The sequence below is a fragment of the Aeromonas sp. 2692-1 genome (assembly GCF_013085505.1).
Classification (GTDB): Bacteria; Pseudomonadota; Gammaproteobacteria; order Enterobacterales; family Aeromonadaceae; genus Aeromonas; species Aeromonas hydrophila.
Genome location: NZ_CP038513.1, coordinates 4,740,221 through 4,761,402 on the forward strand (window position 1 = coordinate 4,740,221; position 21,182 = coordinate 4,761,402).

The window sequence follows — 21,182 nt, forward strand, 5'->3', positions numbered from 1 at the left end:
AATAAGGAAATTCTATGACCCCATTCTCCCTGTTGGCCCCTGCCATCGCTCGCGACGTGCTCGATCACGCGCTGGCGCTGGGTGCCGACTTCGCCGAGCTGTTTGTAGAGCGCAAGCGCCGCAGCCAGCTCAGCCTGCTCTCCAGCCAGATAGAAAACATCAGCGGCGGCCTCGATTTCGGCATCGGCGTGCGCCTGTGCTACGGCCACAAGGTGCTCTACGGCTACACCAACCTGGCCAGCCGCGATGAGCTGTTGCGCATCGTCAGCCTGCTGGCGGCCAAGGACCGGCGTGACCCCGTGGTGACCGCCACCGCCTTCGATTTCAGTCGCCTGAGCGATCGCAACCCGGTGGCCTTGCCGCTGTCGGCCGACAAGCTGCTGGAACAGAAGATCGCCTACCTGCACACCATGGATGCTGCGGCCCGCGCCGAGAGCACCAAGGTGAGCCAGTTTGCCGGCAACGTGCTGGGCTGGGAGCAGGAGGTGGAGATCTTCAACAGCGAAGGGGGACAGGTGAGCGATCGCCGTCACTACAACCGCATCATGGCCCAGACCATCGCCGCCCTTGGCAGCGAACAGAGCGTGGGTTACGAAGCCCCCGGCGCCATGATGGGCTGGGAACACGCCGCCGGCGTGGATCCCCGCGAGCTGGCCCTCACCGCCACCCGCCAGGCGCTGGTGAAGCTGGGGGCCGCCCCCTGCCCGAGCGGCAAGCTGCCGGTCATCATGGAGAGCGGCTTTGGCGGCGTCATCTTCCACGAGGCGTGCGGCCACCTGCTGGAGACCACCTCGGTGGCCAAGAAGGCCTCGGTGTTCCACGACAAGATGGGCCAGCTCATCGCCAATCCGGCGGTCAGCGCGGTGGACGAGGGGCTGCAGGGCAACGCCTGGGGCTCCATCAACGTCGATGACGAGGGAATGGCGACCCAGCACACCCAGCTCATCAAGGATGGCGTACTCACCGGCTTCCTGGTGGACCGGATGGGGGCCCTGCGCACCGGCTACGCCCGTACCGGTTCCGGGCGGCGCGAATCCTACAAGTTCGCGCCGGCCTCGCGCATGCGCAACACCTACATAGAGCCGGGCAATCACAGCCTGGACGAGATGCTGGCGACCGTGGAACACGGCATCTATGCCAAACGGATGGGGGGCGGCTCGGTGCAGCCCGGCACCGGCGAGTTCAACTTCAACGTGCAGGAGGCCTACCTCATCGAGGGGGGCAAGATCACCCGGCCGCTCAAGTCGGCCACCCTGATCGGCACCGGCCCGCAGGTATTGAAGGAGATCTCCATGGTGGGGCGCGATCTGGCCCTCTCCGCCGGCATGTGCGGCTCGGTCTCAGGCTCCATTCCCGCCTCGGTCGGCCAGCCACCGCTCAAGGTTGACAACATTCTGGTGGGGGGGAACGCCTGATGAGCCAACTCGATATGAACCAACTGCTTGCCCGCCTGCTGGACCAGGTCGCCGATCTCGGTGCCGAAGCCGACATCATCGCCAACCAGGACAAGGCCTTCTCCCTCAAGGCCGACAAGGGCGAGCTCAGCGAATACAAGGTCACCAGCAGCCAGCAGATCGGCATTCGGCTGATAAAAGAGGGCCGGGTCGGCATCGCCTATTCGGAGTCCCTCGACCAGTCGGCGCTGGCCGCCATGCTGCAGGATGCGCTGGATGCCAGCCGCTTCGCCAAGGTGGACCCGGATCAGACCATCGCCGTGCAGCAGAGCCGGCTCGCCACCGACTGCGCCGAGATCAATCAGCCTGACACCACCCCAGTGGAGGAGAAGATTGCCCTGGCCCTGCGGCTCGAGTCGGACATGCTGGCGCTGCCGGACGTGACCGGCGCCCCCTACAACAGCTTCTTCGAGGGAGAGGGCCGGCTGTGGCTCGCCAACAGCCAGGGCAGCCTCTGCCAGCATCAGGCGTTCAGCGTCGGCTGCTACAGCTCCGCCCTCATCGAGCGCGACGGCCGTCAGTCCATGTTCTCTCAGGGGCAGTATGAGCGCCGCTTCGATGCGCTGGACAGCCAGACCCTCATCCGCCAGATCCACGCCGTGGCCGACGGCCTGCTGGCGGGGGACGCGGTGCCGAGCGGCCACTACAGCGCCATCTTCGACACCAATGCCCTGGCCAGCCTGTTCGGCTGCTTCCAGGCCGCGCTGTCGGGCAAGTGGGCCCAGCAGGGGATCAACCCCTGGCGCGACAAGCTGGGCCAGTCGGTGGCCTCCCGCTGGCTCACCCTGGAGAGCCGGGCCTATATGCCGGGCGGCATGCACATCAAGGCCTTCGATGGCGAGGGTGCCCCCACCCGGGATCTGCTGCTGATCGGCGAAGGGGAGCTCAAAACCCTGCTGCACAACAGCGCCACCGCCCACCACTTTGGCCTGGCCAGCAACGGTTCGGCGGCGCGCAGCGCCCGCAGTGCACTGGATGTCAGCCCGCGCCACCTGGTGTTCGGGCTCGGCCCCCACAGCGAGGCCGAGGCGCAAGGCGGCGAGTATCTGGAGCTGGTCAAGCTGGACGGCCTGCACTCCGGCGCCGATGCGGTGAGCGGCGACTTCTCGTTCGGCGCCTCCGGCTTCCTGTGCCGGGACGGCGTGCGGGTGGCACCGGTGCGCGGCATCACGGTGGCGGGCAACTTCTATCGCCTGCTGGGTGAGCTGGAAGCGGTCGCCAACGTGCTGCACCACGACGATGGCAAGAGCTTCTATGCGCCTCTTATTCGTTTCGGCGGTCTGAGCATCGCAGGCAAGTAACTGTATATCGAGGGAAAAAACCTCCAGTTCCCCACCCGAAAGCGGCGCCATCAGGCGCCGCTTTTTTAGCTCTGGCGCCCCTCATGGGCTGCTCCTAACCTCTAGGAAGCTGCCTGCGAGCTGCCGCGAGAGGCCGTCAGCAAGGAACAGAGCCGCCGGTCGCATCGGCCGGAACATGCTGGAGATCACCAAGATGGACAATACCCTGGTCTGGGCCGACATTCCGACACGGGATCTGGATCGCGCCATGGCCTTCTACTCGGCCCTGCTCGACGTGCCGGTCACGCCGATACAGGAGGAGATCCGCTTCGCCATGCTGCGCCACGATGGCAACAACGCGGCGGCCTGTCTCGGCCCCATGGACAAGTACCACCAGCCGGGGCACACGGGCCCCCTCATCTACCTCGCCCTTGGCGAGCGTCTGCAGGAGGCTGAACAGCTGGTGCCCAAGATCGGCGGACGGGTGCTCGAGCCCCTGCACAGCATCGGCAGCGGCCATGGCTCCCGGGTCATCATCGAAGATACCGAGGGCAACTGGCTGGCCCTCTATGCGCCCCCCGCCAGCTGATGACCGGTGGCAAAGCCAGAAACAACAACGGCGACCTCATGGTCGCCGTTGTGCATTAGCCAGTCTTCCCGGTCATCAAACCTGCGGGTTGAGACGGGTCGGCATGCCGGTACGCTGTTCCAGCACCTGCTTGACCACATTGGAGTCGCTGTCCATGTGGGCGATGAAGCGGGTGGTGGCCTGGGTCATAGGCAGCGGCACGGAGGCGGTGGAGTTGAACTCCTCCTCGTTGCGTGACAGCGGCTCGTGCACTTCCATGTAGCGACCGCCATCCGGCTCGACCGTGGTCTTGACCGGCTGGTTGACGAACTGGACGCGAGTGCCGACCGGCACGTTGTCGAACAGGTACTTGATGTCGTCGGCGCGCAGACGCACGCAACCGCTGCTCACCCGCAGACCGATGCCGAAGGTGGCGTTGGTGCCGTGAATGGCGTACAGGTTGCCGATGTAGAGCGCGTGCAGACCCATGGGGTTGTCCGGACCGGCCGGCCAGACTGCCGGCAGGGTCTTGCCCTGGGCGGCGTAGCGGCGACGGATGTTCTCGGTCGGGGTCCAGGTCGGGTTGGCGCGCTTGCGCTCCACCTTGGTGATCCAGTTTTCCGGGGTGTTGACCCCCAGCTGGCCGATGCCGATGGGCAGCACCTGCACCACGTTCTTGCCTTTCGGGTAGTAGTAGAGACGCATCTCCGCCACGTTGATGACGATCCCTTCGCGGGGAGCGTTGGGCAGGATCAGCTGATGGGGGATGACCAGTTTGCTGCCCGCCTTGGGCAGGTAGGGGTCGACACCCGGGTTGGCTTCCATGATGTTGGTCAGACCCAACTGGAAGTCGGAGGCGATCTGCTCCAGCGGACGGTTGTCCGCGGGTACCACGTACTCCTGGTTCTCACCGATCAGACGGCTGTTGGCTGCAGGCAGCTGGTATTCAACGGCGGCGGCCTGCTGGCTGACCAGCGCCAGAGTACATAAAAGAGCCGAAGCGGCAGTGCGAAGGGGATTCATAAAATTCCTGTGTGGTTTCCTGTACCAAGTTGGCCGACGGCCATTTCATCCTCGGTCTGGCCCGTGACGAGTCACCTTGCGTCCGAGGTCGATTACCGAGCGCGCATTCTTTCCTGAGTCGGCCAAAAATTCAACGTCGGGATCGCTCTTTTTGCATGAAAAAGCGCATCCGGCGCCGCTGACGCCGCCTCTTGTCACCCTTGCCACCCTAGCAGCCACAAACTGAGCGCAAGCTGAACAACAGGGAGGCCATCGAGCCTCCCTGTTTCATCACGGGATCACCCTTGCCCGCCGAGCAGGGCCGCCACCGTCCCGGCGATGGCGGCGCGGGCATCGAGCGCAGCCATCTCGTCGGCCAGCAGCCGGGCCCTGGCCCGATAGCGCGGCTCGTGCACCAGCTTGCGCACCGCCGCCGCCACCGCGTCCGCCGTCGGTTCGTTGCTGTGCAGATTGATGCCGGCGCCGCTCCACGCCACCCGGGTGGCCACCTCCGCCTTGTCCTCCCCGGTGCCCGCCACCACCAGCGGCACCCCGTGGGCCAGCGCGGCCTGCACCGAGCCATAACCACCGTTGGTCACCAGCACGGCGGCGCGGGGCAGCGCCAGCTCGAACGGCACGTGTTCGGTGACGATGGCATTTGCCGGGACGGCGGCGCCGAGCAGTGCCGGATCCCGCCCGCCGGTGGTCAGCAGCAGTTGCAGCTCGCCGCCGGCCAGCCCCTGCATGGCCGGCAACAGCAGTTGCCCCAAATCCACGTTGGCCAGGGTGCCCTGGCTGACGATGACCAGCGGCCGCTCATCGAGCCGCTCCCACCAGGGCGGTGGCGTCAGCTCAATCCGGGGTGGCTGCAGCGGGCCGACATAGCGGATCACCCCCTCCAGCTCCGGTCGCTCGTATTCAAAGCCGGCGCAGGAGAGCTGCAAAAAGGCATCGGGGGCCGTCACCATCACGTCGGTGAAGGGAACCGTCAGCGGCGGCGCCCCCGCCTCGACCAGCGCGGCATCGAAGCTCTGCTGAACCTCCCTTTGCAGTTGCCGGGTCGGCTCGTCGAGCCAGAGCAGCTCACCAAGGGAGCGGCGCAGCTCGGGAGGAATGCGCGGGCCGTAGAAGATGGCATCCGGACTCGAGAAGGAGACCGGGTTCACCCCCAGCATCAGGATGGGAAGGCGCCGCCCGTCCCCCTGCTGCAACAGCGGCAGCACGCCGTAGAAGCCGTTCTCTACCAGCAGCAGATCCACCCCCTCTGCCGCGATCAGCGCCCGCAGATGGCGGTCGTGCTGTGCCATGGGGGCGGCGAAGAAGCGTTTGAGTGCCAGCGCCATCTGGGCGGTGCCGCTCAGGCTGGCCCGCTCGGGAAAATGCCGCTCCAGCGCCCGGTAGTCAAAGTCCACCTCGGGGGCGAAGGGCACGAATTCGGCACCGGTTGCGCGGATGCGCTGCTCGAACAGGGCGCCGCACAGCATCAGCACTCTATGCCCCTGCGCCACCAGCAGACGGGCCGCCGCCAGCATGGGATTGACGTGGCCCGGGGTGGCGGTGGCCGCCAGCAAAATGGTCGCCATCACGCCGCCCCTTGCGGCGCCAGCGCCGGGTTGAGGCAGACCGGGCTGGCCTGGATGTGGACCCGCTGGATGTGGCGGGCCGAGCGGGCGGTGAACCCCTCGCGGCCGTGCAGCAGGCCGAGGTTGTCGGCGATCACCACGTCCCCCCCTTGCCACTGGTGGGCATAGAAGTAGCGCGGGTCGTAGAGCCGCTGGTGCAGATCCTGCAGGAAGGCAGCCTGCTCGGCCGGGGCCACCCCCTCAATCTCGAGGGCATGCTGGTTGAGAAAACGTACCCCCTCGCGCGGCGGCTCGTTGTAGCGCAGCACCGTCTCGCCGCTCACCGGGTGGGGCACCAGCAGCGGCGAGCGCACCTGGCCGCCGTAGTGCACCACCTGCTTGATGCGATAGGTAATGTGCACCCGCTCCCAGCGGGCCAGCCGCTCGCCGTCGAGCTCGGTGAGCAATTGGCGGGTATTGATGAAGGTGGTGCGCCCCCCTTCGTCCGCCGCCGGGGCGTGCACGCAGTGAAACAGCTGGAACTCGGGCAGGGTCGGCTTGTACATGCCGTCCCAGTGCAGCGGCACATAGCTGGAGTCGAAGATGTGGTCGGTGGCGTTCTCGTGCTCCTTGACGTCCAGCACGGCGCCGAAGGGCCACATCATGATCTCGCCCCACTCCTCGCCGTAGCGGGTCAGCCGCTCGGGATCGGTGAAGCCTGACTCGAACCCGCGCAGGATCAGCACGCCGTGGCGGCGGGCCAGCTCGCGCAGCGTCTCGATAGCCAGGCTCTGCACCGGCTGGGCGTTGCGGGCCGGTTCAATCAGCAGGCCGAACGGGGCCTGTGGCAGGATGCGGCAGCGCTCGCCGCCGAGGGTAACGATGGATGCAGTCATGGGAAACTCCTCAGGCGGCGGCCTGCTTGCCGTTGATCAGGTAGTGGCTCGGACGGCCGTGGATATGGACCAGCTCATGCTCCATCGCCAGCACGTCGCGCCGCTTCATCAGCACGAACTGGCCATCCAGGTTGGCCGCCACCCCGTGCCAGGGGGTGAGCCAGTCATCCCGGGTCGGCAGCATGTGGATGCCCATCTTCAGGCTGTGGCTCGCCTGGGGGTGGATGGAGAGACGGATCGCCTCGGGGAAGCGCTCCGCCAGCAGGTTGCCCCAGGCGCGGCTGCGCTGGATCACCGCATGGGTGCGCGCCTTGGCATCCCGCTGCAACGCCGTGTTGGAGAGCGGGGTATCCGGCAGTTGGCTGTCTTCATAGAGGAAGCGGGTCATGGCCCGATAGAGGCGAATGCCCTCCTCGGTGCTTCTCACCTCTTCCGTGATCTGTGCCAGCGGCTCGGCATAACGCTCCACCAGCTGTTCGCGCAGGGTGTCGAAGTCGCGGCTGGCGCAAAACTCGGCCATGCCCGCCACCATCCCCAGGTGGAAGACCCCGAGGTGGGTCGCCCCCAGCTCCAGGATCAGTTGCTCGATGTGGGCCTGATAGGCGTCGATGGCCGGGTCCGCCACCCGGATGAGGTCACCGAACACGTGGCCGTCCGAGCAGATGAGGATCCGCATGCCGGGCGCATAGTGCAGCTGAATGCGCTGGCAGAGGTGGTTGAGAAAGCTGAGGGAGAGCCGCTCCGCCATGTCCGGCAGAGTGCCCAGCACCTTGTTCGGATTGGGCGACTTGGTGGGGAAGGCGGGCAGCACGCAGGTGATGGTCTCGCCCCGCTCGATGAAGGCCTGCAGACGGGGGATCTGGATGGCGGCCACCTCTGCTTCCTCCTGCTGCCGATCCAGAATGGGATCGGGGAAGCGGCGGCGATAAGGCAACAGCTCGGCAAATATATTTTGGGCAATATGACGGGAAGATAAACCACTCATTATTCCGGCTCCTTTGGCAGGATTAAAATCAATAAAGATGACTCTTTATCAATGCGTCCAGTCTCTGTCGTTATTATTTTTGTATCCGTTTGCTACCCAAACGAATCGAGAGGGGACAGTAGCCGAGATGAAGTCAGGCTATCAATTCGCCATTGATGTAAACAGATTCAACCCGCAGCGAATAATCTATTTCGCATAAGTTAAGCTGAACTATGCATATGAATAAAAACAGATTTCATTTAAATTGATGCGTATCAAATATCACCAATCAGAAAAGTTCCCCAACCGCTTTATTATTCAGTCAAAAATTGACTCGTGGATTATTTAGCACAACTTAATAGTGATATTTTTTCATGGCGGCAATCCTGACCATTTCGCTGTAAATATCGCAAATAATTATCCAGCTACATATTAAGCAGACGAACGGAGTGCAGCCACCGCCGCGCAAGGGGGGGAATGAGCGGGCGAAATGACGCGTCGCAGATCTGCTGCGCCATCGCCATACGCTTTCATGGTGGCGGCCCCGACCGGGGCCGCAATGGTGTGCACAGAGCGCCTAAGCGCTCCCTAGGTAGTCGAGGGCCGCCTGCCAGCCCATCTGGTAACCCTGCTCCAGCCGCCCCTTGTCTGTGGTCATTCGGCCGACCCGAAAACCCGCCGGCGGCACTATGACCCGGATGCGGCAATCGGCCGGCGGCTGGCGGATGAAGTCGATGGCATCGTTGTAGCTTTGATGACGCGACAGGCTGGCCCGAGCCAGGGCTGGCGTCTCGCGCAGCAGATAGCGATGCAGGGCTGGCAGGCGCGGCGCCCGCTTGCGATAGCCCAACGGCCGGGAAAGCACCACAGTGATGTCGCGCGCCCCCTGCTCATAGGCGTGGCGCACCGGAATGGAGTCGGCCACCCCGCCATCCGTCATGGCCTCCCCGTCGATGCGCACGAAGTCCCGGTAGACCAGCGGCACCGAGCAGGAGGCCTTGATCTGCTGCTCCAGCTCGGCGGCGTTGGCCTTGAGGTAGGCGGCCTGACCGTCCGCTACCCGGGTGGCCACCACGGTCAGCGGCACCGGGTTGGCGGCAAAGCGCGCCAGATCGAGCCGGCACTCGCGGATGGTGATCGCCCACAGCCAGTCGAGATCGAGCCAGTGGCCGCCGCGCAAGAACTTGGCCAGGTTGATGAACTCGGGGCGGCAGGAGTAGTCGGTGATGACGTTGTGGTTGCGCCCCTGCTGACCGGCCAGAAAGGCCGCCAGATTGACCGCCCCGGCCGATACGCCGATGCAGTGATCAAATGCCGTGCGGCCCTTGGCCAGAAACGCATCCAGCACCCCGGCGGCGAAAATGCCGCGCATGGCGCCCCCCTCGACCACCAGGGCCGTCTGTCGCCGACTCATCTCACCTCCCCGTTTTTGCTCTGTGAATGGTCTCACACTTTGGCCCATTCAGAGCCCGGCTGCCGGCCGGGATCCCTATAATGGGCACGCCTTCGCTCCCCATGAGCAAGGTATAACTTATTGATGCTACGGAATATTACAATGAAAAATATCAGCAAATCCCTACTGGCCGCTGCCATTTCCCTCGGATTGATGGCAGGCTGTAACAGCCAAAATGACCCCGAGACCCCGACCCCCATGGTTCGCTTCGCTACCTTCAACCTCTCCTTCGATCGCACCGCCGCCGGCATGCTCGCCGGTGAACTGGCCCTCAGTCGCACCGAGCAGGATGCCCTGCTGGCACGCCTCGCCGACGGCACCTTGAGCGGCGCCGAGAAGACCAAGGCCCTCGACGTGCAGCAGATCCGCAACATCGCCGAAATCATCCAGCGCACCCGGCCGGACGTGTTCCTGCTCAACGAATTCGACAATGACGGCAATGGCAGCGACACCACGGACCTCAAAGCCTTCAACGACAACTACCTGGCCCACGCCCAGCACGACGAGGTGAAGGCCATCAGTTACCCGGTGCTGCAGAACTTCGCCACCAACACCGGCCTGATGAGCGGCCATGACCTCAACCTGGACGGCAAGGTCAACAACGGGCCGGACGACGCCTGGGGCTTTGGCAACTACCACGGCCAATACGCCTTCGCCGTGATGTCCCAGTACCCCATCGATACCAAGCAGATCCGCACCTTCCAGAAATTCAAGTGGAAGGACATGCCGGGCGAAGTGAACCCCGTCATCGACGACTGCAACAATGCCAAGGCGCCGATCCCGGCCGGCCGCCAGTGCGGCGATGCCTGGTATGACGACGCCGCCTGGCAGGCCTTCCCGCTCTCGTCCAAGAACCACGCCGACGTGCCGGTGCGCATCAAGAGCGGTAACAAGGAGGAGGTGATCCACTTCCTCATCTCCCACCCGACTCCGCCCATCTTCGGCAACGCGGCGCGCCACAACGTCAAGCACAACCGGGCCGAAGTCGCCTTCTGGCAGGACTATGTAGAGACCGCCAGCTACATGGTGGATGACGCCGGCAAGGCGGGTGGCTTGGCCGAGGGTGCCAAGTTCGTCATCGCCGGTGATCTCAATGCCGATCCCCAGATTGGCGATGGGGATCTCACCGCCATTCAGGATCTGCACAACCATGTGCTGGTCAATCAGGCGGTCACCAACGGCGCCCTGATCCCGGTCAGCCAGGGCGGCCCCGAGTGCCTCGCCAGCCAGCCGGATCAGTGCAAGCGCAACAACAACCGCCCCACCCCGGAGCGCATCACCAGCAGCAGCGGCCTGCAGCTCGACCACGTGCTGCCCTCCGCCAACCTGAACGCGGTCGCCTCCGGCGTGTTCTGGCCGGCCAGCTTCGAGCCGGGCTACCACCTGGTGTATGACGCCAAGCTGGGCATCGCCAAGGGGGTCAGCTCGGATCACCGCCTGGTGTGGGTCGACTTCAAACTGTGACAGTGACGCAGAGCAGATAAGCAACGGGGCCCGCAGGCCCCGTTTTCATTGGATCGTCATACCAGCTTCTCCACCCGGGCCGGCAGCCCCTGGCGGGCCGACGAGCCGATGGCCCAGTCCACCAGGGGGTAGCGGCCATGGCGGCTGGGATCCAGCACCGCCAGATCGTTGAGGTTGACCCCGGCTCCGCGCAGCGGGTTGGCAACCACTTTCTGGCCGTCTATCCAGTGCTCCCGCGCCCCCAGCTCCTTGTGGCCGAAGCCGTGCTCGATGGCGATGGCATCCGCCTGTACCCCGGCCACGCACTCGGCCACCCCGATCACGCTGCCATCCGGGGTGCTGACCCGCACCCTGTCCCCACTTTCTATTCCCAGCTGCGCCGCCGTCTGCGCATTGAGCCGCACCCGGTTGCTGGGGTTCACCTGGCGCAGGCGATCCGAGCCGATGCTCATGGAGCTCATGGTGTGGGACTTGTAGCTGGTAAGCAGCAGCGGCCACTGGGCCGACTTGAACGCCTCATTGAGCGGCGTGCCGTCCGCCAGCTGGGGGCGGAAGAAGCTCGGGGTGCCGCTCAGGAACTGGCCGCTCTGGCTGTGGCGGCGGCTGCCCACCTCGGGGTTCCATACCATCAGCGGCTTGGGCCAGCGCTTGCTCGGCTGACCCGCGTCGTCGCGCCCCTTGGCCGCCGGCTCGAAGCGCCCGCCACGGGCGAAGAGGTAGGCGGCGCGGCCCGCCTCCTCCGCGCTCAGGGTGGCATTCAACACCGGCAGGATCCGTTCCACCCCGGACCAGGCGAGATCCTCAGGCTCTATGGCAGGCACCGGCTCGCCGAGATAGGCGACGTTGGCCGCCCCGTAGAGGGAGAAGTCCGCCGCCCGGTTCAAGCCGTGCAGCTTGCCGTCCGCCCCTTTGAGTGCCCCCTCGCCAAAGCCCGGCAGCCCCAGCCGTTTGGCCACCGCGATAAAGAAGGACTCCATGCAGACCGGATCACCCTCGGCGGTCTTGGCGACACGGGGCTCCACGATGGGCCAGCGGCCGGTGGAGACCTTGGTCAGCACCCCGTGCCAGGCGGTGGCCCACCCCCAGGATTCGTAGGTCAAGGTGTCCGGCACCAGGTAGTCAGACAGCGCCGACGACTCGTTGATGAAGCTGTCGATGCTGATAAAGAGCGGCAGCACCTTGGGGTCTTTCAGTTGCTCACCGATGGCCTTGGCGAGCCCGGCCTGACCGTAGAGGGGGTTGCCCATGTGATTGATCCAGGCCTTGAGCCGGTAGGGGTAGCCGTTCACCGCCGCAGTCAGGTGTTCGCCGAGCAGTGGGCCGGAGATGGGGAACCAGGGCTCTTGCGCCGGATAGGGGTTCTGGCCCGCCTCGCGCTTGCGCCGATACTCAGAGGTCTTCTCGTAGGGGAACTTGGAGCGCGACAGGAAGACCCCGGCGGGCTTGACCATGCCGGGGAAGCTCGCCAGATCGTAGCGCGGCCCCGCCCCGAAGGGATCGAACTTGCCGCCGCTCGCCACGGCGCCGCCCCTTGCGTTCAAGTTCCCTACCATGACGTTGAGCATCATGATGGCCCAGGCTGAGTAGAAGCCGTTGGCGCTCATGGTGCCGCCGTGGGAGACCACCGCCGCGCGGGTACCGTGGCTGGTGAATTCCCGCGCCAGCGCCTCGATATCGCTCACTGGCACGGCACACTCGGCGCTGTATTGCGCGAGGGAGTGCTCCCGGCACGCCTCGGCCAGCAGCTGGAAGCTACTCTTGACCACGAACTCCCCCTTGGGGCCCTGAATGAGGCGATCCACCCAGAGGTTGGCCCGCTCACACTGGTCGGCGGGTCTCGGCTCGCCGCTGCCCTCCTCCTCTACCAGCATGGCGTCCCCCTCCCCATAGGCTTCCCCCTCAAAGGGCAAGCCAAGATCGCTGGCCCGCAGCATCTGACCAAAGCGCGGGTGGGACTCGTCGCAGAGCACCAGGTGGCTGGCGTTGCAAAAACCGCGATAGCCGGCTCGCTCGGCGGCAGCGGCATGGGGTGCCGTCAGGAAGGGCTCGGCGTAGCGTTGGTTGTCGATGATCCAGCGCAGCATGGCCATGCCCAGCGCCGAGTCGGTGGCAGGGCGGATGGGCAGCCACCGGTTGGCGGGGGCGGACGGCATGTTCACCGTATTGGGCAGGCTGGGGGCCACCACCACGTAGGAGAATGGCTTGCCCGGTCGCGCCCGGTTCGCCGCCAGCTGGCGTGACTGACGCTTGAAGGGGTTGCCCGATTGCTGGGGCGAGGTGCCCATGAACAGCAGGAAGTCACTCTCGTCCCAGTCCGGCTTGAGGTGGGCGTTCTTCTCCAGATCGTCCAGCAGGGCGCCGGCCCCGACCCGGAACGACAGGCCGCAGTAAGCACCGTGGTTGGCGAAGTTGCGGGTACCGAAGCTGTTGAAGGTGAAGCGCTTGATGAAGTGATCCCGCCCCTCGTCCGAGGCGTTGCTCACCAGCAGCTGGTTGGCCCTGGGGCCGTACTCCGGGTTGGCCGGGTCGAGCGGCTCGGCGAGGTTGCGAATGGCCCGCAACCCATCAACCTGGCCCTCGCCAAACAGATCGCCCCCCTCCACCACCTCGGCCACCAGTTGCTCGAAGGGGATGCTCTGCCAGCGACCGCTGCCACGGGGCCCCACCCGCTTGAGACAACGGGTGACTCGCTGCGGGCTGTCGAGTTGCTCCAGCATGGCATTGCCCCGCGCGCAGGCGGTGGAGCGCCCGTCCAGCCCCCCTTCCTGGTAGCCGCTGGTAGCGAGCAGCGCCTGCTTGACCGGGGTCTTGAAGTCGATGTGATGGCGGGCGGAGAGGGGATGATAGGGGTTGCCCAGGATCCGCACTATCTGGTCGCGCTCGTTGTCGATGCGGGCCCGCACTCCGCACAGGGTCCAGCAGCCGAGGCACATGGTATTGGCAACCCGCTGGGCCGGGTTGGGATGTAACTCCCCCCGCTCGTCAACCCGGTACTCCACGGCCAGCGAGTTGCCATGGATGGGATCCCGGGTCGGCTGGCCCGAGCTGCCGGTGGCGAGGCCAGTCGCCACCTGCTTGAGGGTGTCGCTGTAACCGGCGACGAACAATCCGGTGCCACCAGCGATGGCGGCGCCCTTGAGAAATTTGCGTTTGCTGTGATCCATCAGAGTGCCTCGCGTGCAAAAGTTGTGGATGCCTTGATGGCGGGGGAAACAGAGGGGCGCACCAGCTCCGAGAGGGCCACCAGCAGGGCCAGCAGCAGACCGAAGGTGCCGAGAATGCCGAGCACACCGGCCGGCCCCCAGGCGATTTCATAGAGATAGACGCCGGCCCCGTACTTGGGCGCGAGCTGTCCCTGGATCAGCACCAGCCAGCGCAGGCCCCACACCAGGTGCAGCCCCAGCAGCGCCAGCCCCCAGAGTGACAGGCGGGCAGAGATCCTTGGCCGCACCAGCATCAGCAGGCTGGCCAGCCCCAGGGTCAGCAACAGCCAGTGGGCCGCCAGCCGCCAGCTCGGGTCGAGCCGATAGAGGGCTGCGGCCTCTGCCGCCGAGGCGCCGCCAAACAGGGCCCAGCCCAGCAGGGAGAGCGCCAGCAGGCCTAACGTCCAGCCGCTCTGGCGCAGCAGGGTCGACTCGGTCTCGGCCCCCCAGCCCGTCAGCAAGCGGTTGAGCAGCAGCAGGGCACTCTGGGCCCCCAGCACGGCGCTCAGGGCCAGCAGCCAGGGCAACCAGGAGGTATGCCAGAGCGGGCGCGCCGCCACCGCCATGGTCTCGAGCCCGGTGTAGAGGGCGATGCTGAGCCCGCTCAGGGCGGCCAGCAAAGAGAGGGGCCGCTGCCAGACGTGCCCCGACCAGCTTCCCAGGCAGAGCAGCCGGGCAAGGCGGGCTATCTTGTCCCCTTCTGCGCCGCGTCGGACCAGGGCTGGCCTTAGCAGCAGCCAGCCGAGCAGCATGGAGAGCAGGCTGAACAGCGGCAGCAGATAGGCGCCATACCACATGACGGAACCAAAGCGCGTCTGGGCGTAGAAGTGCCAGGCCCGGGCCGGCTGGTGCAGATCCGCGGTCAAGGCGATGGGAGCCACCAGACCGGCCGCCACCATCAGCACCGCCGCCAGGGTCTGCAGCCGCGGGTCCGGCGCCTTGCGCCACAGCTCAAACGCGCCGAGCCAGAGGGCCCCGTAGGCGAGGCCGATCAGAAAGAAATATTGCACCGCCCAGGGCAGCCAGGTGATGGGCTGAGCCGGGGCCAGCAGTTCGTTAATGACCATGGGCTATCTCCTTGCCATCGTCGGTGAGCAGGGTGCGCAGGGCCGGATTGCCGTCGACCTTGCTGACGAAGGCCTCGTCCATGCCGAGATAAAAGACCCGCGGCTGGGTATTGGCCTCCGGCTTGAGCACCTTGAGCGCCGGCTCGTGTTCGCGCAGCAGCCGGCTGATCCGGCTCTTGGGATCGTTCAAATCGCCTATGATGCGCGCCTCGCCGACACAGCTCTCCACGCAGGCGGGCAAGAGCCCCGCCTCCAGTCGATGGGCGCAGAAGGTGCACTTGTCGGCGGTGTTGGTCTCGTGGTTGATGAAGCGGGCATCGTAAGGGCAGGCCTGCACGCAGTAACCGCAGCCGACGCACCAGTCGTTGTTGACCACGACGATGCCGTCATCGCGCTGGAAGGTGGCGCCGGTGGGGCAGACATCGAGGCAGGCGGGCTCGGCGCAGTGGTTGCACAGCCTCGGCAACATCAAGAGGGAGGCGGGAGCCTCAAGGGCGGCCACGTCGCTCACCTCGTACTGGCTCACCGTGGTGCGAAACTGGCCGAGGGGAGGCTGATTTTCGATGGTGCAGGCCACGGTGCAGGCCTGGCAGCCGACGCAGCGGCGCAGGTCGATCAGCATGCCGTAACGCTTGCGCCCGTCCCCCCGGCTGATGGCCGCCCGCCCGTTGCGGAGAGCGGGAGCGGACTGCGCCTGAACCTGGGTGACGGGGATCAGGGCCGCCCCTGCGGTGAGGGCGGCGATCCCGGATAACAATCGGCGCTTGCTGGGCTCCATGGCGTCTTTCCTTCTGCTGAGCTGGCTTGAAAGGGGTTGGGCCGATTGTCCTCAACGCAGGAAGTCGCCTCTATTGTGGTTTTCCACATACCGGGAGCCGGGTTGATCCAGCGCAATAAAAAATGCCCCAGCCCTGCTGAACTGTGACCGGGGCGGCGTTTGCCACCCCTCCCGGCCCCGTTCGCGTGCAAGCGCACGTCCCGGTGATAGACTGCCCCCTTTGCATCGAGAGGAAAGCCCCCTGCACGCCCCAGTTCCCTTGCCCCTGCTCAGCCTGCTGCTCTGGCTCGCGCTGTCAGCCCTGCCGCTGCGGGTGCAGGCCGCCCCGACCCCCTCTTCGCCAGCGCCGGCCCGACAGGAATCCGCACCATCCCAGGCCACGCCGGTGCGGACCTTGGCCGAGCCGATACGCATCGGCGTGCTGGCGACCCGCGGCCCGGCCCTGGCCAGAGCTCAGTGGCAACCGCTGCTGCACTGGCTGGCACAGCGCGTGCCCGGCCATCGCTTCGTGCTGCATCCGCTGGGGCTCGATGAACTGGCCGAGGCCGTCGCCCGCGAGCACCTCGATTTCGTCATCACCAACCCGGGCCAGTCGGTGAGTCTGGCGCGCCAGTACCCGCTGGCTTGGCTCGCTACCCTCAAGAGCCCGGCCGGGGGGGACAACCTCGCCATCGGCGCCGCCCTGGTGGTGCCCGCCCAGGCCCCCTACCGACACTGGCGTGACCTTGAGGGGCAAGCGGTCGCCGCCGTTTCGGAGAACGCCTTCGGCGGCTACCTCGCCTACCGCTTCGAGGCGGGCGAACAGGGGATCAGGCTGGAGCGTTTCTTCTCTACCGTGCAGTTCACCGGCTTTCCGCTGGACCGGCTCATTGAGCGGCTGGCGGCAGGCGAGGTGGCTGCCGCCATCGTGCCGGTGTGCCAGCTGGAGCGCATGGAGCGGGAAGGCAAGGTTGCCAGGGGGGCATATCGGGTGCTGGACGATCAGGCGCCAGCCGGCTTTGGCTGCCAGAGCTCGACCCGGCTCTACCCCAACTGGTCCTTCGCCAAGACAGAGCGGGCCTCCCCCGCGCTGGCGCTGGCGGTGACCCGCGCGCTGTTCGACCTGCCCGCTGATAGCGAGGCGGCCATCGCTGCCGATTCGGCGGGCTGGACCGTGCCCACCAGCGAGCTCGCCATCGACCGCCTGCTCAAGGCGCTGGATCGCCACCCGCTGCAGGGCCCCTGGTGGCAAGCGGCCTGGCACTGGCTGCGCCAGCATCAACAGTGGGGCTGGGGCGCCCTGGCGCTGGTACTGCTGCTGGGGGGCCACCACCTGCTGCTGCAATACCTGTTCAACCGCAGCCAGCGCCGGCTGCTCAAAGCCCGCTACCAGCTCGAGCAGAAGGGACGCCAGCTGGCACAGGCCAGACGGCTCGCCGAACTGGGCGAGCTGGGCGCCAACGTGGCCCACGAGATCAATCAGCCCCTCAGCGCCATCGCCAACTACAGCCAGGGGCCTTGTTGAGACTGGACAGATTGGCACAGGATCCGGCCCAGGTTGCCGCCCAAGCCTCCCTGCGTCAGGCCCTGGAGCAGATAGGGCTCCAGGTCCAGCGCATCACCCAGACCGTAAACCGGCTCAGAGCCAGGCTGCAAAAGCGCCCTCCCCGCTTCGCGCCTTGCGATCTGCCCACCCTGGTGGCGGAGTTGCGCCCCCTGCTGGAGCAGATGCTGGCGCCGCTCGACGTCGCCTTCACCCTCCACTGGCGGGGCCAGCCGCGCCGGCTCCCTCTGGACGGCACCGGGATGGAGCAGTTGCTGGTCAACCTCATCAAGAATGGCGCCGAGAGTGCTGCGCAGAGTGTAGCGAAGAGTGCGGTGAAGAGGGCGCGCGCCGCTGTTCACTCTCCTGCTCACCCCCCTACGCAGGCATCGGCGCAGGCGCCTGCCCGGGTCGAGCTGCTGATCGCCTTCGAGGCACAGAGCCTGCTGCTGGAGATCCGCGACAACGGCGCCGGCCTGAGGGTCCCCGCGACCGAACTGCAGCAGGCATTTTACAGCGACAAGCCGGATGGCATGGGGCTGGGGCTGGCCATCTGCCGGGAGGTGGTCGAGAGCCATCGCGGCCAGTTCAGCCTGGAGAACCTGAGCCCCCAAGGCTGCCTGGCCCGGGTCACCCTGCCCGTGCCGCCACCGGAGGATCCCGCCTCAGCCACCCCCCCCCACCCGCCGACACCGAGGAACTGAGATGACGTCCCCCTCCCGCCCCCCGCTCTATCTAGTCGACGACGACGAGGCCGTGCTCGACTCCCTGCGCTTCATGCTGGAGAGCTGCGACGAGCGGCAGCTGTTCAGCTTTGCCGATGGCGAGCGCTTTCTGGCCGAGGTCGACCTGCACCAGCCCGCCTGCCTCATCCTCGACTGCCGCATGCCGGGGCTGTCGGGCCCCGAGGTGCAGCAGCGGCTGAAGGCGGCCCAGAGCCCCATCGCCATCCTGTTTCTCACCGGCCACGGCGAGGTGCCGCTGGCGGTGGAGTCCCTCAAGCAGGGGGCCGTGGATTTCTTGCAAAAGCCGGTGCAGCTGGCCCCCCTGCTCGCCGCCATCGCACGGGCCGAGCACGCGACGCTGAGTGCGGCCACCCGTTTCGCCCAGCTGGCCGCCTATCAGCGGCTCACCCCGCGCGAGCACCAGCTGCTGCAGCTCATCGCCCGGGGCCACAAAAATCAGCAGATTGCGCAGGATCTCTGCATCTCGGTGCGCACCGTCGAGGTGTGCCGCGCCAGCCTGATGAAACGCCTTGAGGTCGATTCCCTGGCCGAGCTGATGCTGCTCTATGCAAACGTCCATTCAGCTCCCTGAGCCGGGCCACTAATCCAGGCCCCTGATCTAGGCCGGGAGAGTGACCCACTTGCCGGGCCTATGCCCATTCCCGTCTGCCTGTGCAGGGGATGCCTTTGGCTCAGGGTGCCGGCAAATCTGTGCGCAGGCGCGCTATTCCGGCGCCCGCGGCTTGCAGCGCAAATCGGGGTTTGCTAATACTCCGCGTCCATTGGATGAGCATCCCCTTTCGAGATAGTGTGCCGTGGCTTTCGAACAATTCGCGCTCGTGATATCTCTCTTCCAGCAGCTCTGCGTCTATCTGGTGATCGCCTGGCTGCTCTCCAAGACGCCGCTGTTCATGCCGCTGACCCAGGTGACCCTGAGCTGGCCCCACAAGATCCTCTGCTACCTCATCTTCTCCGGCTTCTGCGTGATGGGCACCTATTTTGGCCTGAGAGTCGAGGACTCCATCGCCAACACCCGCGCCATCGGCGCCGTGCTGGGTGGCATCGTCGGCGGCCCGGTGGTGGGGCTGCTGGTGGGGCTCACCGGCGGCATCCATCGCTACTCGCTGGGGGGCTTTACCGCGCTGGCCTGCACCTTCTCCACCATCGCCGAGGGGCTGCTCGGCGGCCTGGTACACCGCCACTTCATCGCCCGCCACCGGCTCGACCTGCTGTTCAGCCCCTGGGTAGTCGGCTCGGTGGCCCTCATCGCCGAGCTGATGCAGATGGGCATCATCTTGCTGGTGGCCCGCCCGTTTGACGACGCCGTCCACCTCATCGAGAACATCATCGCCCCCATGCTGGTGGCCAATACCCTGGGGGCCGCCATGTTCATGCGGATGATCCTCGATCACCGCGCCATGCTGGAGAAGTACTCGGTCGCCTTCTCCGCCCGCGCCCTCAAGATCGCCGAGCGGGCGATGCGGGTACTGGACAAGGGCTTTACCCAGGAGGCGTGCCAGCAGATGGTGCGCATCCTCTACGAGGAGACCGGGGTGGGCGCGGTGGCCATCACCGATCGGGAGAAACTGCTCGCCTTCATCGGCATCGGCGAGGATCACCACCTGCCGGGCACCGCCATCAACTCGGCCCACACCTTCAAGGCGATCCAGCACAACGAGGTGGTCTATGCCGACGGCAACCTCATCCCCTACAGCTGCAACCTGCATCCCCAGTGCCGGCTCGGCTCCTCGCTGGTCATTCCGCTGCGGGGGGAAGAGGGGTCGGTGGTGGGCACCATCAAGCTCTACGAGCCCAAGCGCAAGTTCTTCTCCTCCATCAACCGCACCCTGGGGGAAGGGATCGCCCGGCTGCTCTCCGGCCAGATCCTGGCCAGCAAGTACAACGAGCAGAAGCGGCTGCTGGCCCAGTCGGAGATCAAGCTGTTGCAGGCGCAGATCAACCCCCACTTCCTGTTCAACGCCCTCAACACCCTGGCGGCGGTGATCCGGCGCGACCCCGAGGATGCCCGCACCCTGGTGCATCACCTCTCCACCTTCTTTCGCAAGAACCTCAAGCGCCAGGGGGACGAGGTGACCCTGGCCGACGAGCTGGAGCACGTGAACGCCTACCTGCACATCGAGCAGGCCCGCTTCGCCGAGCACCTGAGCGTGCAGATCCAGATTCCCGAGCCGCTGCTGGAGTACCGGCTGCCCACCTTCTCCCTGCAGCCCATCGTCGAGAACGCCATCAAGCACGGCATCTCCCAGATGTTCGAGCCCGGCCGGCTCACCCTGACGGCGCGGCAGGAGGGCGAGCAGCTGGTGCTGGAGGTGTGTGACAACGCCGGCCTCTATCAGGCCAAACGGGAGGAGAGCGGACTTGGCATGAACATAGTGGACCGGCGCATCAAGGCCCGTTACGGCGCCGAGTACGGGGTCACCATTCGCTGCGAGCCCCATCAATCCACCCGGGTGAGGATCACCCTTCCCCTGCAGGAGAGCCCATGCTGACCGCCCTGATCGTCGACGATGAACCCCTCGCCCGCGAGGAGCTGCGGCTACTGCTGGAGCAGGCGGGCAACATCCGCCTGCTGGGGGAGTGTGCCCATGCCATGGAGGCGCTGCCCGCCATCCATCGCCTCAAACCCGACCTGCTGTTTCTCGACATCCAGATGCCGCGCATCAGCGGGCTGGAGCTGGTGAGCATGCTGGATCCGGACTTGCGCCCCCACATCGTCTTCATCACCGCCTACGACGAGTTTGCCCTGCGCGCGTTCGAGGAGAACGCTCTCGACTACCTGCTCAAGCCGGTCACGGCAGAGCGGATGAACAAGGCGCTGGAGCGCATCCAGCGGCTGCTTTCGCCAAAGGGTGAGCTGGCGGGCCAACCGCTGCCGGATCCGACCCGCATCGCCCAGCCCCTGCGCAGCATTCCCTGCAGCGGCCACAACCGCATTCTGCTGCTGCCTCTTGGCGAGGTGGAGTTCGTCCACAGCGATCTGGCCGGCAACAAGGTGGTGAGCGCCCAGCAGCAGGGCACCACAGAGCTGACCCTGCGCACCCTGGAGGAGAAGACCGGCTTCGTGCGCTGTCACCGCCAGTACCTGCTCAACCCCGGCCAGATCCGCGAGATCCTGCTGCTCGACGGCGGGCTGGCGGAGGTGGTGACCCAGGGCGGCCACAAGGTGCCTGTGAGCCGCCGCTACCTCAAGCCCCTCAAGGAGCTGCTGGAGATCCCCTGAGGG

17 protein-coding genes are annotated in these 21,182 nt (G+C 66.0%); 9 read left to right on the plus strand and 8 right to left on the minus strand.

All coding sequences use genetic code 11. The annotated features are described in order from the left end of the window. Positions 1-14 precede the first annotated feature (14 nt). The 3 genes from E5E97_RS22110 (at position 15) to E5E97_RS22120 (ending at position 3,323) form a co-directional block, all read left to right on the plus strand. Positions 15-1,415 carry a TldD/PmbA family protein gene (locus tag E5E97_RS22110; RefSeq protein WP_171281105.1) on the plus strand — a complete coding sequence of 467 codons (1,401 nt, stop codon included), beginning with the start codon at positions 15-17 and terminating at the stop codon, positions 1,413-1,415. Then, the gene (locus E5E97_RS22115; protein ID WP_171281106.1) at positions 1,415-2,755 is read left to right on the plus strand and encodes a TldD/PmbA family protein; all 1,341 of its coding nucleotides are present in this window, start codon (positions 1,415-1,417) and stop codon (positions 2,753-2,755) included. Before E5E97_RS22110 ends, E5E97_RS22115 begins: the two co-directional genes overlap by 1 nt. Before the next feature lie 175 nt (positions 2,756-2,930). Next, positions 2,931-3,323: a VOC family protein gene (locus E5E97_RS22120; protein ID WP_171281107.1), complete on the plus strand. Its 393-nt coding sequence runs from the start codon at positions 2,931-2,933 to the stop codon at positions 3,321-3,323. 75 nt (positions 3,324-3,398) lie between these two features. On the opposite strand, the gene E5E97_RS22125 is transcribed toward E5E97_RS22120, so the two are convergent. The 5 genes from E5E97_RS22125 to E5E97_RS22145 form a co-directional block, all read right to left on the minus strand. Further along, positions 3,399-4,325 carry a L,D-transpeptidase family protein gene (locus tag E5E97_RS22125; RefSeq protein WP_011707051.1) on the minus strand — a complete coding sequence of 309 codons (927 nt, stop codon included), beginning with the start codon at positions 4,323-4,325 and terminating at the stop codon, positions 3,399-3,401. A 278-nt stretch (positions 4,326-4,603) separates the two neighbouring features. Continuing rightward, on the minus strand, positions 4,604-5,887 hold the full coding sequence (locus E5E97_RS22130; RefSeq protein ID WP_171281108.1) for a glycosyltransferase: 1,284 nt from the start codon (positions 5,885-5,887) through the stop codon (positions 4,604-4,606). Next, on the minus strand, positions 5,887-6,762 hold the full coding sequence (locus tag E5E97_RS22135) for a TauD/TfdA family dioxygenase (RefSeq protein ID WP_171281109.1): 876 nt from the start codon (positions 6,760-6,762) through the stop codon (positions 5,887-5,889). Before E5E97_RS22135 ends, E5E97_RS22130 begins: the two co-directional genes overlap by 1 nt. A gap of 10 nt (positions 6,763-6,772) precedes the next feature. Beyond that, entirely contained in the window at positions 6,773-7,747 is a 975-nt protein-coding gene (locus E5E97_RS22140; protein ID WP_016351701.1) for an L-tyrosine/L-tryptophan isonitrile synthase family protein, read from the minus strand. Between the two features lie 556 nt (positions 7,748-8,303). Next, complete coding sequence (locus E5E97_RS22145) at positions 8,304-9,140, minus strand: patatin family protein (RefSeq protein WP_011707055.1); 837 nt, start codon at positions 9,138-9,140, stop codon at positions 8,304-8,306. Between the two features lie 141 nt (positions 9,141-9,281). Here E5E97_RS22145 and E5E97_RS22150 point away from each other — a divergent pair, with 141 nt between their 5' ends. Continuing rightward, on the plus strand, positions 9,282-10,643 hold the full coding sequence (locus tag E5E97_RS22150) for an endonuclease/exonuclease/phosphatase family protein (protein ID WP_171281110.1): 1,362 nt from the start codon (positions 9,282-9,284) through the stop codon (positions 10,641-10,643). 56 nt (positions 10,644-10,699) lie between these two features. Here E5E97_RS22150 and E5E97_RS22155 read toward each other — a convergent pair whose 3' ends face one another. From E5E97_RS22155 to dsrO, 3 genes are read right to left on the minus strand one after another with little or no spacing between them, the layout of a single operon-like run. Beyond that, entirely contained in the window at positions 10,700-13,807 is a 3,108-nt protein-coding gene (locus E5E97_RS22155) for a tetrathionate reductase subunit A (protein WP_171281111.1), read from the minus strand. Beyond that, positions 13,807-14,913 carry an NrfD/PsrC family molybdoenzyme membrane anchor subunit gene (nrfD, locus tag E5E97_RS22160; RefSeq protein WP_171281112.1) on the minus strand — a complete coding sequence of 369 codons (1,107 nt, stop codon included), beginning with the start codon at positions 14,911-14,913 and terminating at the stop codon, positions 13,807-13,809. The genes E5E97_RS22155 and nrfD overlap by 1 nt, the downstream gene beginning before the upstream one ends. Beyond that, a complete protein-coding gene (gene dsrO, locus E5E97_RS22165) occupies positions 14,903-15,691 on the minus strand; it encodes a sulfate reduction electron transfer complex DsrMKJOP subunit DsrO (protein ID WP_171281113.1) in 789 nt (262 codons plus the stop codon). Before dsrO ends, nrfD begins: the two co-directional genes overlap by 11 nt. Positions 15,692-15,950: 259 nt before the next feature. Between dsrO and E5E97_RS23640 the strand changes: the two genes are divergently transcribed. The 5 genes from E5E97_RS23640 to btsR all read left to right on the plus strand — a co-directional run bounded on the left by E5E97_RS23640 (position 15,951) and on the right by btsR (position 21,179). Continuing rightward, on the plus strand, positions 15,951-17,195 hold the full coding sequence (locus E5E97_RS23640) for a PhnD/SsuA/transferrin family substrate-binding protein (RefSeq protein WP_253265123.1): 1,245 nt from the start codon (positions 15,951-15,953) through the stop codon (positions 17,193-17,195). Further along, positions 17,192-17,917 (plus strand): HAMP domain-containing sensor histidine kinase, encoded by a 726-nt coding sequence (locus E5E97_RS23645; RefSeq protein WP_253265124.1) that lies wholly within the window; start codon positions 17,192-17,194, stop codon positions 17,915-17,917. Before E5E97_RS23640 ends, E5E97_RS23645 begins: the two co-directional genes overlap by 4 nt. Before the next feature lies 1 nt (position 17,918). Continuing rightward, positions 17,919-18,530 (plus strand): response regulator transcription factor, encoded by a 612-nt coding sequence (locus E5E97_RS22175; protein ID WP_171281114.1) that lies wholly within the window; start codon positions 17,919-17,921, stop codon positions 18,528-18,530. A gap of 223 nt (positions 18,531-18,753) precedes the next feature. Next, the gene (locus E5E97_RS22180; RefSeq protein WP_171281115.1) at positions 18,754-20,448 is read left to right on the plus strand and encodes a sensor histidine kinase; all 1,695 of its coding nucleotides are present in this window, start codon (positions 18,754-18,756) and stop codon (positions 20,446-20,448) included. Next, positions 20,442-21,179, plus strand: coding sequence for a two-component system response regulator BtsR (gene btsR / locus E5E97_RS22185; protein ID WP_024944259.1), 738 nt, complete (start codon positions 20,442-20,444; stop codon positions 21,177-21,179). Before E5E97_RS22180 ends, btsR begins: the two co-directional genes overlap by 7 nt. The last annotated feature ends 3 nt before the right edge of the window (positions 21,180-21,182 follow it).

What these genes read in the sequence shown, in the direction of transcription:
- E5E97_RS22125 (WP_011707051.1), bottom strand. Translation starts at nt 4,325, where the DNA reads ATGAATCCCCTTCGCACTGCCGCTTCGGCTCTTTTATGTACTCTGGCG.
- E5E97_RS22145 (WP_011707055.1), bottom strand. Translation starts at nt 9,140, where the DNA reads ATGAGTCGGCGACAGACGGCCCTGGTGGTCGAGGGGGGCGCCATGCGC.
- E5E97_RS22140 (WP_016351701.1), bottom strand. Translation starts at nt 7,747, where the DNA reads ATGAGTGGTTTATCTTCCCGTCATATTGCCCAAAATATATTTGCCGAG.
- E5E97_RS22110 (WP_171281105.1), top strand. Translation starts at nt 15, where the DNA reads ATGACCCCATTCTCCCTGTTGGCCCCTGCCATCGCTCGCGACGTGCTC.
- E5E97_RS22150 (WP_171281110.1), top strand. Translation starts at nt 9,282, where the DNA reads ATGAAAAATATCAGCAAATCCCTACTGGCCGCTGCCATTTCCCTCGGA.
- dsrO (WP_171281113.1), bottom strand. Translation starts at nt 15,691, where the DNA reads ATGGAGCCCAGCAAGCGCCGATTGTTATCCGGGATCGCCGCCCTCACC.
- E5E97_RS22130 (WP_171281108.1), bottom strand. Translation starts at nt 5,887, where the DNA reads ATGGCGACCATTTTGCTGGCGGCCACCGCCACCCCGGGCCACGTCAAT.
- btsR (WP_024944259.1), top strand. Translation starts at nt 20,442, where the DNA reads ATGCTGACCGCCCTGATCGTCGACGATGAACCCCTCGCCCGCGAGGAG.
- E5E97_RS22120 (WP_171281107.1), top strand. Translation starts at nt 2,931, where the DNA reads ATGCTGGAGATCACCAAGATGGACAATACCCTGGTCTGGGCCGACATT.
- E5E97_RS22135 (WP_171281109.1), bottom strand. Translation starts at nt 6,762, where the DNA reads ATGACTGCATCCATCGTTACCCTCGGCGGCGAGCGCTGCCGCATCCTG.
- nrfD (WP_171281112.1), bottom strand. Translation starts at nt 14,913, where the DNA reads ATGGTCATTAACGAACTGCTGGCCCCGGCTCAGCCCATCACCTGGCTG.
- E5E97_RS22115 (WP_171281106.1), top strand. Translation starts at nt 1,415, where the DNA reads ATGAGCCAACTCGATATGAACCAACTGCTTGCCCGCCTGCTGGACCAG.
- E5E97_RS22155 (WP_171281111.1), bottom strand. Translation starts at nt 13,807, where the DNA reads ATGGATCACAGCAAACGCAAATTTCTCAAGGGCGCCGCCATCGCTGGT.
- E5E97_RS22175 (WP_171281114.1), top strand. Translation starts at nt 17,919, where the DNA reads ATGACGTCCCCCTCCCGCCCCCCGCTCTATCTAGTCGACGACGACGAG.